At 68.1% G+C, this 12,381-nt stretch carries 13 protein-coding genes and 3 pseudogenes; 9 read left to right on the forward strand and 7 right to left on the reverse strand.

Going from position 1 to position 12,381, the window contains the following annotated elements; all coding sequences use genetic code 11:
- Positions 1 to 443: pseudogene (locus AC5P1C_RS36900) on the reverse strand (PucR family transcriptional regulator); the annotation flags it as partial.
- 572 nt (positions 444 to 1,015) lie between these two features.
- On the opposite strand from AC5P1C_RS36900, the gene AC5P1C_RS36905 reads away from it, so the two are divergent.
- The 5 genes and pseudogenes from AC5P1C_RS36905 to AC5P1C_RS36925 all read left to right on the forward strand — a co-directional run bounded on the left by AC5P1C_RS36905 (position 1,016) and on the right by AC5P1C_RS36925 (position 4,883).
- Positions 1,016 to 1,354 carry an STAS domain-containing protein gene (locus tag AC5P1C_RS36905; protein ID WP_493870340.1) on the forward strand — a complete coding sequence of 113 codons (339 nt, stop codon included), beginning with the start codon at positions 1,016 to 1,018 and terminating at the stop codon, positions 1,352 to 1,354.
- Between the two features lie 237 nt (positions 1,355 to 1,591).
- On the forward strand, positions 1,592 to 2,845 hold the full coding sequence (locus AC5P1C_RS36910; RefSeq protein ID WP_493870341.1) for a cation:proton antiporter: 1,254 nt from the start codon (positions 1,592 to 1,594) through the stop codon (positions 2,843 to 2,845).
- A 162-nt stretch (positions 2,846 to 3,007) separates the two neighbouring features.
- Positions 3,008 to 3,298, forward strand: coding sequence for a CBS domain-containing protein (locus tag AC5P1C_RS36915; protein ID WP_493870342.1), 291 nt, complete (start codon positions 3,008 to 3,010; stop codon positions 3,296 to 3,298).
- A pseudogene (locus AC5P1C_RS36920) lies at positions 3,295 to 3,887 on the forward strand (SLC13 family permease); the annotation flags it as partial. The gene AC5P1C_RS36915 and the pseudogene AC5P1C_RS36920, both read left to right, overlap by 4 nt.
- A gap of 399 nt (positions 3,888 to 4,286) precedes the next feature.
- A complete protein-coding gene (locus AC5P1C_RS36925) occupies positions 4,287 to 4,883 on the forward strand; it encodes a hypothetical protein (RefSeq protein ID WP_493870343.1) in 597 nt (198 codons plus the stop codon).
- A 12-nt stretch (positions 4,884 to 4,895) separates the two neighbouring features.
- On the opposite strand, the gene AC5P1C_RS36930 is transcribed toward AC5P1C_RS36925, so the two are convergent.
- The 5 genes from AC5P1C_RS36930 to AC5P1C_RS36950 all read right to left on the reverse strand — a co-directional run bounded on the left by AC5P1C_RS36930 (position 4,896) and on the right by AC5P1C_RS36950 (position 8,976).
- Positions 4,896 to 5,225 carry a hypothetical protein gene (locus AC5P1C_RS36930; protein ID WP_493870344.1) on the reverse strand — a complete coding sequence of 110 codons (330 nt, stop codon included), beginning with the start codon at positions 5,223 to 5,225 and terminating at the stop codon, positions 4,896 to 4,898.
- Positions 5,226 to 5,525: 300 nt separating this feature from the next.
- A complete protein-coding gene (locus AC5P1C_RS36935; protein ID WP_493870345.1) occupies positions 5,526 to 5,780 on the reverse strand; it encodes a hypothetical protein in 255 nt (84 codons plus the stop codon).
- A gap of 211 nt (positions 5,781 to 5,991) precedes the next feature.
- Entirely contained in the window at positions 5,992 to 6,711 is a 720-nt protein-coding gene (locus AC5P1C_RS36940) for a potassium channel family protein (protein ID WP_493870346.1), read from the reverse strand.
- Positions 6,704 to 8,077, reverse strand: coding sequence for a TrkH family potassium uptake protein (locus AC5P1C_RS36945; RefSeq protein WP_493870347.1), 1,374 nt, complete (start codon positions 8,075 to 8,077; stop codon positions 6,704 to 6,706). The genes AC5P1C_RS36940 and AC5P1C_RS36945 overlap by 8 nt, the downstream gene beginning before the upstream one ends.
- A gap of 161 nt (positions 8,078 to 8,238) precedes the next feature.
- Positions 8,239 to 8,976 (reverse strand): efflux permease Rv1217c-related protein, encoded by a 738-nt coding sequence (locus AC5P1C_RS36950; protein ID WP_493870348.1) that lies wholly within the window; start codon positions 8,974 to 8,976, stop codon positions 8,239 to 8,241.
- Here AC5P1C_RS36950 and AC5P1C_RS36955 point away from each other — a divergent pair.
- Together AC5P1C_RS36955 and AC5P1C_RS36960 are read left to right on the forward strand one after the other, a co-directional pair.
- Positions 8,969 to 9,148 (forward strand): hypothetical protein, encoded by a 180-nt coding sequence (locus AC5P1C_RS36955; RefSeq protein WP_493870349.1) that lies wholly within the window; start codon positions 8,969 to 8,971, stop codon positions 9,146 to 9,148. The genes AC5P1C_RS36950 and AC5P1C_RS36955 overlap by 8 nt on opposite strands.
- Positions 9,149 to 9,169: 21 nt before the next feature.
- A pseudogene (locus AC5P1C_RS36960) lies at positions 9,170 to 9,435 on the forward strand (hypothetical protein); the annotation flags it as partial.
- Positions 9,436 to 9,864: 429 nt separating this feature from the next.
- Here AC5P1C_RS36960 and AC5P1C_RS36965 read toward each other — a convergent pair.
- Positions 9,865 to 10,461: a TetR/AcrR family transcriptional regulator gene (locus tag AC5P1C_RS36965; RefSeq protein ID WP_493870350.1), complete on the reverse strand. Its 597-nt coding sequence runs from the start codon at positions 10,459 to 10,461 to the stop codon at positions 9,865 to 9,867.
- A 144-nt stretch (positions 10,462 to 10,605) separates the two neighbouring features.
- Here AC5P1C_RS36965 and AC5P1C_RS36970 point away from each other — a divergent pair, with 144 nt between their 5' ends.
- Positions 10,606 to 11,031 (forward strand): RidA family protein, encoded by a 426-nt coding sequence (locus AC5P1C_RS36970; RefSeq protein ID WP_493870351.1) that lies wholly within the window; start codon positions 10,606 to 10,608, stop codon positions 11,029 to 11,031.
- Positions 11,028 to 12,200, forward strand: coding sequence for an alkene reductase (locus AC5P1C_RS36975; RefSeq protein ID WP_493870352.1), 1,173 nt, complete (start codon positions 11,028 to 11,030; stop codon positions 12,198 to 12,200). Before AC5P1C_RS36970 ends, AC5P1C_RS36975 begins: the two co-directional genes overlap by 4 nt.
- Positions 12,201 to 12,381 lie beyond the last annotated feature (181 nt).

Genomic DNA, 12,381 nt, shown 5'->3' on the forward strand with positions numbered 1-12,381 from the left:
GCGACTGCCCCCTGGGCCACGGCGACGGCGTGTGCGTAGGAGAGCCGCAGTCCGAACCGCTCCGCGCGTTCGGCGAGCAGCCCCAGATCGCTGCGGCCGTACAGCAAGTCATCGATGAACTCCCGCCGCACCGCCTCCTCTTGGCGCACGGCCAGCCGCTGGGCCCGCTCGTAGCCTTCCGCGAAGCCGTCGATGGCCTGCTCAACAGCTGCAAACACCCCTCCGACGGTGGCTGAATCCGTCGTCGGCCATTGGCTGCGGGTCGCTGCGAGATGAGCGCCCACCAGCGCGCGCAGTCCGAAGCCCGCGTCGGCAGCCCGCTCCCCCAGAGCGCGGCGCGAGTCCAGCTCGTCGCGGGTCAGCTTGCGGCCGGTCGTCGCGGCGTCGCCGAGTATGCGGATGTACCCGTCCAGATACTCCTCGGGTATTTCGCTTGCCGTCATGCCCGCCCCTGATTTCCTGATGCGCTGGTAACGCCTTTCTAGCGCATCGCTTGGGGGCATGTACCCAATGGGCCGGTCATCGCTGCCGTGATCCGGCAAGGCAGTGGGGCAGGGCGGCTTCTCAGGTGACTGGGCTGTCATGGACCGCCGTCGATCCGCGCTGCCGAGCAGGGCAAAGGGCGTGAGGGCGGCGCGAAGCAGACCATCCGCCCGCCGAAGAGTCGCTCCATCCATCACCTCGTGGTATTGCCCCGAATGGCCCCATCCCCGGAGCCAAGCGTTCTGTTCTCGCCCCCGGTGCCGCCGGCACTACTGTGCCGCAGGTCGTTCGCCCGCCGCATTGCCGTGACCGTGCATGCTTCAGACGCCGTTGATGCCGGAACCCAGCACGCCATTCGTCGCTCCCGCGGCGAACGCCATCGCCCCCGCGCTCACCCGACGCCACACGTCCCATCGCAGGATCCCGGAACGGAGCGCATAGCGGGCGTTCCAGCCGCCCTGGCTTTAGGCTGTTCAGGGTGTGCCGGGAAGCCTGGTCGGCGGACGCATTTACCTGCCCTGTGGAGCTCCCCGTGTCTCGCTTCCGCGCTCGCCGACGGTCCAGGCCAAGACCTTGGCGCGCACGCGAGGTCGTCCGGCTGCGAGGTGAGATCGACGGCCGGAACGCCGGTGCCACGGGACAGCGCCTGCTGGAGGCACTCAGCGCCGGGCCGGATGTGCTGGAGGTGGATCTGGCCCAGGTGACCTATCTCAGCCCGGAGGGCACTGCGTCCTTGTTCGCGGCCCTCCGCGCCGCTCGCAGCGGCGGCTCCCGCCTGGTCATCACCCATGCCGGAGGACGAGTAGAGGCCACCCTGCGCCAAGTCGGCCTCTGCCAAGCACTACAAGGTCCACCGGACTCCGGCGAGTGAGTCAGCTCCACGGCACCTTCCGTGACCCGGAACTGCGCAGCGAACAGCAAGGGCCACGAACCTAGAGGAACCACCGCGCCTTCACCATGCCGTATTCCGGCAACCCCCTGGCCACCCGCATGCCCATCAAGAACCTGTCAATGCCGTGTCAAGAACGTGTAAGGTTCCTCGCGGTGTGCCGGGAAGCCTGGTCGGCGGTCTTGAGACAGCTCTCTTTACTGATCGGGGATCCCGGCCATGGTGCTCATCGTCGTCTTCGGAGTCGCACTGCTCATCGCGGTGCTCCTGTCCGGCCTCGCGGCCCGCACCATCTTGTCGACCTCCTTCCTATTCCTCGTCGGCGGCGCACTCGTCAGCGATGGATTCCTCGGACTCATCCACATCACACCGGACAGCGAGATCGTGTCCGTGACGGCCGACCTGGCCCTGTTCGCCGTGCTGTTCACGGACGGCATGCACGTCTCCTTCCCCAAGCTGCGCGCCAACTGGACAAACCCGGCCCGCGCCCTCGGCCTGGGCATGCCACTCGCCTTCCTCTTCATGGCGCTGGCCACGCACTACCTGGTCGGCCTTGACTGGACGACGTCGTTCCTGGTCGGCGCGGTCCTCGCGCCGACCGACCCGGTGTTCGCATCGGCCATCGTGGGACGCAAGGAAGTGCCCTCCAAGCTGCGGCAGTTGCTGAACGTGGAGAGCGGCATCAACGACGGCCTCGCTCTCCCCATCGTGCTGATCCTCATCGCCGCGGCCGGCCCCACGTCCGGCCACGCGGAGGCATCGCTCGCGAAGATCGGCCTTGAACTGCTCCTGGGGCTCGTCTTCGGTGTCATCCTGCCGATGGCGGTCTTCGCACTCGTACGCTTCCGCCACCTCGGCGCCGAGCCGAAACTGCAGCAGCTTCTCCCGCTCGCGATCGGCGTGATCCTCTACGCCCTGTGCCACCTCACCCACGCCAACCCCTATTTGGCCGCCTTCTCCGCGGGCGCGGTACTCACCGCACGCTCGGCCGAGGCGAAGGCGGCCTTCGAACCGCTGGGTGAAGCGCTCGCGGAACTGGCCAAGTTCGCGGCCCTGCTGGTGTTCGGCGCGCTGCTCACGCCGCAGCTCTTCGCTGACCTGACGATCGGCGGATACGCCGCGGTGGTTCTCGCGATAGTGCTGATCCGGCCCGCTTCGTTGCTGCTCTCGCTCATCGGCACCCGCTTCGAGCGCAAAGAGAAACTGGTGGCGGCCTGGTTCGGGCCCAAGGGTTTCGCCTCGGTCGTCTACGGACTGCTCGTGCTGCAGGCCGGGATACCCCAGGGCGAGCAGGCGTTCACCCTCATCGCCGTCTGCATCGCCTTTTCGATCATCGCCCACAGCAGCACCGACGTACCCATCGCCCGCCTCTTCCACGTCGACGACCTCGCCGACGTGCCGGACCAACGCGTCGACACCACGAACGCCCCGCGCAGCGCCACCAACAACGAGACCGGCCATGTCGGCGCGTGAACTCGCAGAGACCTACCCGTTCGTGACTACGGACGACGACGCCCCCGCCGCAGCCCGGCCACTCGCCGAACACCGTCTACCGGCGCTGCTCGTGGTCGACAGGGGCCAGCAGCCGTACGCGATCGTTGCCCAGCTCCCAGCTCCCAGCTCATCGGCCGGCTCGTGCCGGAATACATGCAGGACGCCCTGCGACTCGCGGCCGTCTTTGACGGCCAGCACCTGGCCGATACTCCGGCGAAGCTCGCCGGGCTCACGGTCGGCGAGTGGCTGCCACGCCACCGGTTCCGGCCGCCCGTGGTCGGGCCCGGCGCGGGTGTTCTGCAGATCGCCGCGCTCATGGCACGTACACACAGCCCATTGGTGGCGGTCATCGAACGCGAGGGCGACCAAGTCCGTTTGGTCGGCGCCGTCACCGCGGCCCGCCTGATGCAACGACTCATTGGGGAACTGTGAACGACTGGCACAGCTGGGCCGCGGTCGCCGTCTTCGTCGGCGCCTACACGCTGATCATCAACGAGAAGATCCGCCGGGTCGCGGCCGCGCTGGGCGGCGCCGCGCTGATGCGGGCGATCGGCGCGACCGACGACAAGTCGTCTACTGGTGATGCTGATCGTCATCACCGCCCTCGCAACGGCCCTGCTCGACAACGTCACCACGGTCCTGCTCATCGCACCGGTGACCCTGTTGGTGTGTGAGCGCCTCGCGCTGCCCGTGGCGCCCTTCCTCATCGCCGAGTCGTTCGCCTCCAACATCGGCGGCGCGGCCACGCTGGTCGGCGATCCGCCGAACGTCATCATCGCCAGCCGCGCGGGCCTGACCTTTCAACGACTTCTGGTCCGCCTCGCCCCGCTCTCGGCCGTGCTGATCGTGGTGCTCGTCGCCCTCTGCCGCTTCCTCTTCCGTAAGTCCTTCGCGTACGACGAAGAACGCGCCGAAGAAGTGATGGCGCTGGAGGAGCGCGAGGACGTCAAGCACCCCCGCCTCCTCGTCCAGGGGGCTCATCGTCCCCGCCCTGGCCGTCGTCGGCTTCGCGCTCCACCCCGCCGCCGACCGGCTCTGCCAGACACTGGCCGGTCGGATCGTCGGTGACTGCCTCTCCCAAGGCCGCCCCACCGCCGATTGCCGACCCCGATGACACCGCGCTGGAAGTGGCCGCTCTGATGGTCCGGGAGCGCAGCCCGTTGGTGTCGGTGATGGAACGGGCCAAGGACGGCACCCACCTGCTCGGTGTCATCACTGCCTCCTACCTGCTCCACCAACTTCTCGAAAGAGCAGGGCAGTTGAACGCACCGCGAGGAATAGGACGATCAGCCACCGGAATCCGCACGCATGGCCCCTGCTGGCCCGCACTCTTATAGAGCCTCGAACGTATCAGTGGCGCCGTCCGTGGCACCATGGCTCTTCTCCATCTCCCGCAGTACGCGAAGGAGGCAGCGTCATCGTGGATGTGCAGCGCATGCTGAAGGGATTGATGGAGGCCGGATCCCGGGGTGACAGCGAGTATTCCGTGCGGCCGTACGCCATCAGTACCAAGTCGTTCGCCGCCTTCGCGTACGTCGCCGAACAGCTCGGCTACGGCTACGCGGGCCACACACCGGGGACCGGCGCGACGAACAACCCGTATTTCTCCTTCCGGCGGGTCCCGGACGCCCGCGAACGCGCGGCGGTGACCGTCGCGAACCACCCCGACATGCTGCACGGCGGAGCGCTGCCCGGGATGAAGCCGGGGGGCGGGCTGCGGCCGTTGCCCTCAGCGCAGCGCGAAGTGGGTCTCCTGCACTCGCAGATGATCCTGGATGCCTGCGGTCGCTACAACGCGCGCGTCCTGGGCAATCTGATCCTGCTGCTGGTCGCGGCGGCCGTCTTCCTTGGCTTCATGGGCTATACCAGCGATCGTGTAATCGTCGTCGGCTGCATCTGGGGCACGCTTTTCACGCTGTACCTCATCGGCCTCCTCATCACGCGAAGCCGACGGAAGAAGCACCTGGCCAGACTGGCGGCAGCAGGAATGGAATGGCCTCCGCGACGGAACCGTTAAGGTCGGCCGGCCCTACTTCTGGCCCTCTCCGTCAGCCTTCTTCTTCAGCTCGTCGTACAGCTTCTGATCAAGCTTCTCGAACTCGGCGGACGCCTTTTTCGCGAACTTAGAAACACCCTTCGTCAGCTTGGACAGCTGACCGAATCCGTAATCCCAGGAGTCGGCGAAGTCGTCGCAGGCGGAGTGGAGATCGCCGTTCCCGATCTTGCTGGCGTCCGAGCCCGCCATCTGCTTCGAGGCACCCTTCATGTGCCCGCCGCTGTTCTCCAGGGTCCGGGCCATCCCCAGAACCTCATCCCCAGCGAACTTAGCGGCCTCCGCCTCGGCCTTGGCGTCGCTCACCGCGGCGGCGGCCTGCCTCTCGGCCTCGTCAGCAGCCGTGGCAGCGTCGAGCCCGCATCGAGCTCCGGAACCTGGCTTCCATCCGGCGTGCCGGTGCGGCCGATGGGGTGGAAGGGGTCGAAGCCATCGAGGGCGGAGTCAAGGTCCGCCTTGCAGTCCCGCCTTGGCCATCGAGTATGCTCGAGGCCGTCGGGGATCACGTTCGTCGTCAGCTGAGCGAACGCTGAAATGCGCAATCACGTTGCGCACCACCGGCCTGCTGGTCGATGCGTGCCTTCCCCGTCGTGGGGTTCGAACGGCTCAGGGCCGGTAAATTAGTTCGGTGAGGAACGCGGCGATCAGCACCCACACACCAACGCCAAGTACCCACCAGGTATCGGTGCTCCCGCCGAGGGCGATCAGGGCGACGGCGATCACCATCATGGCGTAGACGGCACGGCTCATGCCGCGGTCAAACTCCCAGAGGTTCCTCACGTCGCCAACTCCCGAAGCAGAAGGGACAGCAGCACGGACATCCGGCGGCAGGGGCTGGCAGGACTGCTGGGTGCTGTTCACGAGGGCGACTCTATGGTCGTGTGCAGAGCTTGGTGCGCCCATCACTGTCAAATTTGTCGGTATCTGAACGCCGCAGGATGGGTTCTGCTCCCGCTGTTGCCAGGGACGGCAGGCAGGTTCGCGCCCTTGGGCCACACGCCTCGCGGTGCCTCCGCTTGAGAGAGGGCCGCGGACAGCTGCCTTGCTGAAGCGTGAGGGCAGCCCTGTTTCCTCAGGTGAGCCCGGCGAATGCTTCCACTGCGCGGGTCTTGCCGGTGACGATGATGACGTCGCCCTTGTCGACCACGGTTTCAGCGGTGGCGTAGGTGAAGTCTTGGCCGGAGCGCTTGATGCCAACGACAGTGACCCCGTATCTGGTGCGCACGGCGGTCTGCCCCAGTGGGGCGCCGGTGGCGATCTCGGGGGCGACGGTTTTTACGAGGGCGTAGTCGTCGTCGAACTCGATGAAGTCGAGCATGCGGCCGGTGACCAGGTGGGCGACGCGTTCGCCCATCTCGTGTTCGGGCAGCACGACGTGGTGGGCGCCGAGGCGTTCCAGGATCTGGCCGTGCTGTCGGCTGATGGCCTTGGCCCAGATGTTGGGTACTCCGGCTTCCAGGAGGTTGGAGGTGATCAGGATGCTGGCTTCGATGTCGGTGCCGATACCGACGACGGCGCTGGTGAACTCGTGGACGCCGAGCTGCTGGAGCACTTCGGGATCGGTGCAGTCGGCGACGGCGGAGTGGGTGAGTGCGTCGCTGTGCCGCTGTACGAGAGGTGCGTCGGTGTCGATTCCGAGGACGTCCCAGCCGCGCCGGGTCAGTTCGTGGGCCAGCGAGCTGCCGAACCGGCCCAGGCCGATCACGCAGACCCGCTGGTCGCTCAGCTCGGGATGCTGCTCGGCGAGCCGCTTGCGTCGGCGGCGACGCAGCGAGTGCAGGTAATTAGCCAATGACAGGTCGCTCCTCGGGTAGTTGGTAGCGGCGCGTACGCTCGCGCAGGGCGAGCGCCGAGACCAGGGTGACCGGCCCCAGTCGGCCGACGAACATAAGCAGGATGAGGATCAGCTGTCCGGAGTCGGGGATGTCCGCGGTGATGCCGGTGGACAGCCCGACGGTCCCGAAGGCGGAGACCACTTCGAACAGCACGTCCTCGAACGGTGCCTTGACGATGGTGAGGAGCGCGAGGGTGGCGGCTATGACCAGTCCGACGCCGAGCAGCGCCACGGTCAGCGCTTGGCGCAGGACGTGCGGTGCCAGGCGCCGACCCAGGACGGCGGAATTGGGTTCGCCGCGTACTTCGGCGAAGATCGCCGCTGCGAGGACGGCGAAGGTGGTGACTTTGATGCCGCCTGCGGTGCCGGCGCTGCCCCCGCCGATGAACATCAGCGTGCACGTCATCAGCAGGGTCGAGGCTTCCATCGCGCCGATGTCGAGGGAGTTGAACCCGGCGGTGCGACTCATCGCGGAGTGGAAGAAGCCGTTCAGAACCTTCTCGTCCCAGTCGAAGCGGCCCAGCGTGCCCGGGTTGGTCCACTCCAGCAGGCAGGTGAACACCGTGCCGGTCACGAGCAGGACAGCAGTGGTGACCAGCGTCAGCTTGGTGTGCAGCGACCAGCCCCGGCGCCCGGTCGTGAGCCTGCGCTGCCGGTGGCGAAGGAGCTCCAGCAGTACGGGAAAGCCGATGCCTCCCAGGATGACCGCCGCGGCGATGGGGAGAGTGACCCAGGGATCCTGGGCGTAGCGGGTGAGGCTGTCGGCATGCAGCCCGAAGCCGGCGTTGTTGAAGGCCGACACGGCGTGGAACAAACCCAGGTATGCCGCGTCGCCGAATGAATGGTTGTAGCCGTACCGGAAGCGCAGCGCCAGAGTGGCCCCGACGGCCAGTTCCACGGCGAGGGTGCTGCCCGCGACTCCGAGCAGCACACGGCGGACGTCCCCGATGCCCAGGCTCTTGGTCTCTGCCTGGGCGTTCAGCTGCATCCGCAGTCGCAGCTTCCCGGAGACCAGCAGGGCGAGCAGCGAGGCCAGTGTCATGATGCCGAAGCCGCCGACCTGGATGAGGGCAAGGATGACGCCTTCGCCGAAGCCACTCCAGTACGTCCCTGTGTCGACCACTGCAAGGCCCGTGACGCAGACCGCCGAGGTGGCGGTGAACAGGGAGGCGACGATGCCGGTCGCACCGCTCTCCTCGGAGGAGAGGGGCAACGCCAGGAGTACGGTCCCGACCAGGATCACCGCGGCGAAGGCCGTCACCACCGTACGGGCCGGATGCGCGGTGGTCAGCGAGCGCCACAACCGTGCTGTCCGTCCTGGCACCGCGGCAGGCCCTTCCTCGGCTTTTTCTCTCAGCTTCTACGGCCAGGTTTGTCGGCTGTGTCAACGACACGTCAAGGGCCCGGCGGTCGTCACCCTATCTTCGGTGGGGGCTCTTCGCCCGTACCCCCCCCCGGAGTGTGCTTGTCACGTGGTCCCGTTGGTCAGCTGAGGTCACGGTGGTTGAAGCACATGATGCCGAGGGTGAGGACAGCAGCTGTCATGGCGGCGAGGATGGTGCTGTCGGCCCACTGGAAGCCGTTCCTCAGCGGTTCACCGTCGATGTAGTAGTGGAACGGGGACAAGCGCGCGAGCCATTCGGCGCCGATCTGTGCGGCGAACGAGTGCGCGGTGTAGGCGAGAACGCCGGTGGCCGCGCTGGTGGCCAGGACAACGGCCCTGCGGCCGACGGCGGCGCCGATCGCGAGGGCAAGGGCCCCGAACGTGATGGCGAGCAGCGCGAGGTTCAGGCACTGGGCGAGGAATTCGGTTGGTGTGACGCTGGTGAGTTCAGCGCCGTCCCGGATGGCGAGCAGTGCCAGCCAGACGAGGAGGGAGATCGCTACTGCCCCGGCGGCCATCGACGTGAATCGCTGCAACGCGAGCCTGGTCCGGGTAACGGGATGAGCCAGGAGCAGGTCGAGCCGGCCGGATTCCTCGTCGGCTGCGAGGGCACGGGAGCCGGTGGCGATTCCGTAGATCACGGCGAGCAGCAGCAGGATCAGCCCGAAGACACTGGCGTGCAAGTAGCCGGCGGCCGTGGCGTCAACGTGCAGGGCCTCGCGCATCGCCTCGGGGAGGCTCGCCGTGTTGTCGCGCTGCGAGGGATAGGTGCTCGCGTAGGCCATGCCGATGGCGGCCGTGCCCAGCGCCCAGCCGGCGACGCTACGCCGGATGGGCAAGGAGAACGCGATGCTCGCCATCATGGGAGACGCCGCAGCCGAAGGCATCGCCGTAGCCGGGTCGGACAGTGCCGCCGGGCGCCGGCTCGGCGAGATGCAGGACTTCTACGCCTTCATGCAGCGCGAGATGGCAGCCCTGATCGACAAGTGGCGCGAGCAGTACGACGCCTGATCGTCGTCTGCCTGAGTAGCCCTGGCCGAACCCACCAGCCACTCCCCCGCCCTCGCCCGCACCGCCTACGACCCGCACCAGGCCCTGGGCCTGCAGCGCGCCCGCGTCCGGGCGCTGTCCCTGCGCGCCGAGCTCACCCCGGCCTCCACCGCCCACCACCAGCCGAGCCTGGACGCCGACCGACGACAAGGCCCGCCTGCTCAAAACGGTCGCCGACCGCGCCCGGGGCCCGCTTCGGGCCGCACGCCGTCAAACCCGCCACCCTCGCCCCGCTCCCTCCCACCTGAGGGACTCCCACCCTCGCCCCACTCCCTCCACACCACACAGACCGGCTCCACACCACACAGACCGGCTAGCAATTGCTAGCATCGGTGCATGGAAGCCGACCTGAAGCAGCTGAATGTCCGGATGTCGTGGACGGTGGCGTCCTTGCCGGACTCGCCGCGCGAGGCCTGCGCCTTGGACACGGACTCCTCCAAAGCGGCCATCAGGTCGACGACCGTCCCCGCGCTTTCTCCCCGTCTCCAGCGTGGGCGGCCTCTTCCCATCGGCCTTCGCACGGATCACCTGCTCGAGGGCTTCGGTGGCCGTCGGCCAGAAGCTCGGGCTATGCCATGGGCCTGACAGCGCTTCGTCCCGCCGCATAGCGCCGGGACGAAGCAACCAGGCCCGGATTGGCCAACAGCATCCTCAACGAGTGGCCGGGCCGCGATCGTTCACCCCGCGTCCGGCCGGGGCCGCAGGCCGAGCAGGACGTCCTGGACGAGATCGGCGCTGTGCCTGACTGCGTCGTCGCCGAAGCCCAGGAAGTGCCGGTAGTGGATCGGCGCGTAGAAGAGGTCGATCATCACGTCGGTGGGCAAGTCGGAGCGGAGCTGCCCGGCGGCGACGGCGGAATCCAGGCGGGCCCGGCACTCCATGATGCTAGGTTCGAGGATCGTTTCGCGGAACGCCTTCATCAGCTCGGGGTCGTTCTGGGCCTCGCCCATGACGCCCTTGAAGGCCTCGCTGATCCTGCCGGTGATCAGCCGCTGGCTCACCGCGGTGATCTGGGTCGTGAGGTCGGCGGCGATGTCACCGGTGTCGGGGAAGGCGAAGTCGTCGCCGAGCTCCTCGTTCATCGCCTCAAGGACCACCGCGCCCTTGGAGCGCCACCAACGGTAGATCGTGGGCTTGCCCACGCCGGCCTGGGCGGCGATGGCCTCGATGGTCAACTTCGCGAAGCCCTTGCGGCTCACCAGGTCGAACGCCGCGTCGAGGATCGCCCGGCGGGCACGCTCGCTGCGCCGCTCACTGTTCGGGTCGGGGGTCATGGGTCTCACTCTACCGCTCGCGTGACGTTACGTTTCGTTTTGACAAGGCGCTCGGGATGACCTAGCTTCCGTGACGTTACGGAACGTTTCGTAACGCAGCCGTCCGGGGCCCCGTGCCGGGCCCCACCTAGACAGGGGAGAGCCATGTCCAGCAACGAGAGCGCGGTCACCGCGGGGCGCGTAGAGAAGATCGCGACCACGCCGGACTGGTACGCGCCGTACCGGATTTCGCAGGCCGTCCGGGCCGGGGGGTTCGTGTACGTATCCGGGCAGGCGGGCTTCGAGGAGGACGGTACGACCGTCGACGGCGGGTTCCTGGCGCAGGGGCGGCAGGCGTTCGGGAACGTCGGACGGGTCCTTGAGGCGGCCGGCCTGACCTTCGCGGACGTGATCAAGGTCGGCATCTTCGTACGGGACATGGCGACGAACCTCCCGCACGTGATCACGCTGCGCGGCGAGTTCCTGGCCGAGCCCTACCCCGCCGACACCCTCGTCGAGGTCGTCTCGCTGGCGCAGCCCGACTGGCAGATCGAGGTCGAGGTCATCGCGCTGGACCGGAGCGCCGCATGAGCGCCGGAGTCGTGACGGGACAGGCGCGGGCGCGTGTGCGGGACGCGGAAATACCGGAAGAGGGTGCGGGAATGCGGGAGTTGCTGGAGCCGTACCGGGCGGGGCGCCTTGAGCTGGCGAACCGGGTGGCGATGGCCCCGATGACGCGGGGCCGGGCCGACGACGTGACGGGAGCGCCGAGCCCGCACGCGGCGACGTACTACCGGCAGCGCGCCGGAGCCGGGCTGCTGATCACGGAGGGCGTGTACGTCAACGCGCTCGCCAAGGGCGGCCCCGGCATCCCGGGTCTGGTGACCGACGCGCAGGCTCGTGGCTGGCGAGAGGTGACGGACGCGGTGCACGCCGAGGGCGGCACGGTCTTCGCCCAGCTGTGGCACGTGGGGCGGATGACCCACCCGCTGACACTGCCGGACGGCGAGCTGCCGGTGGCCCCGTCGGCTGTCGCCATCGAAGGGAAGCAGATCTTCACCCGAGACGGGCTGCTCGACCACGTGACCCCGCGTGAGCTGACACTCGGTGAAATCGCCCAGACAGTACGGGACTTCGCGTCCGCAGCCCGGCGTGCAATCGAGGCGGGCTTCGACGGCGTGGAGATCCACGGCGCGAACGGCTATCTCATCCAGCAGTTCATCGCCGACAACACCAATCTGCGCACGGACGAGTACGGCGGCTCGGTCACCGGCCGTCTGCGATTCGCGACGGAGGTCGTCGAGGCGGTCGCCACTGCGGTCGGCGCGGACCGCGTGGGTCTGCGCATCTCGCCGGACAATGCCGAGAACCAGCTCACCGAGGCCGACGCACGCACCACGTACCGTGCGCTGGTCGACGCACTGGACCCGCTGGGCCTGGCCTATCTGCACGTCCTGGAGAACGGCGCGTACGGAGCCATCGCGGACCTGCGGACGCGCTGGTCGGGAACGCTCGTCGCCAACACGAACGGCCCGGCGCCGAGCAGCCCCGGCGCGGGGGCGCGGCTGGTGCGGGACGGGCACGCGGACGTGGTCGCCCTCGGCCGCCTGTTCATAACGAACCCGGACCTGCCCGCCCGCCTGGGCAACAGCACCCCGCTCGCGGGGCCGCCGACGGAGAACCTGTACGGGGGAGGGACGGAGGGGTACATCGATTACCCGGCCGCGACGGACGCCCTCAAGGCCCCGGCAGCCGCATAAGACGCCCGCCCTCCAGGGATGCTGTCGGCCAATCCGGGCCTGGTTGCTTCACCCCGCCGCTCTGCGACGGGGCGAAGTGCTGTCAGGGGCTGGTGCGGGTGCGGGCCGGGGTGTCCCTTCTCGATGAGGTTCGTTGGTCGACGGGCTCTGAGCTGGGCTGTGTCATCTTGGTGTGAGACGG

It is taken from the genome of Streptomyces sp. A18 (assembly GCF_059026065.1).

Coding starts and splice junctions, on each gene's coding strand:
- AC5P1C_RS36910 (WP_493870341.1), top strand. CDS start 1,592: ATGGTGCTCATCGTCGTCTTCGGAGTCGCACTGCTCATCGCGGTGCTC.
- AC5P1C_RS36955 (WP_493870349.1), top strand. CDS start 8,969: ATGGGCAAGGAGAACGCGATGCTCGCCATCATGGGAGACGCCGCAGCC.
- AC5P1C_RS36965 (WP_493870350.1), bottom strand. CDS start 10,461: ATGACCCCCGACCCGAACAGTGAGCGGCGCAGCGAGCGTGCCCGCCGG.
- AC5P1C_RS36970 (WP_493870351.1), top strand. CDS start 10,606: ATGTCCAGCAACGAGAGCGCGGTCACCGCGGGGCGCGTAGAGAAGATC.
- AC5P1C_RS36975 (WP_493870352.1), top strand. CDS start 11,028: ATGAGCGCCGGAGTCGTGACGGGACAGGCGCGGGCGCGTGTGCGGGAC.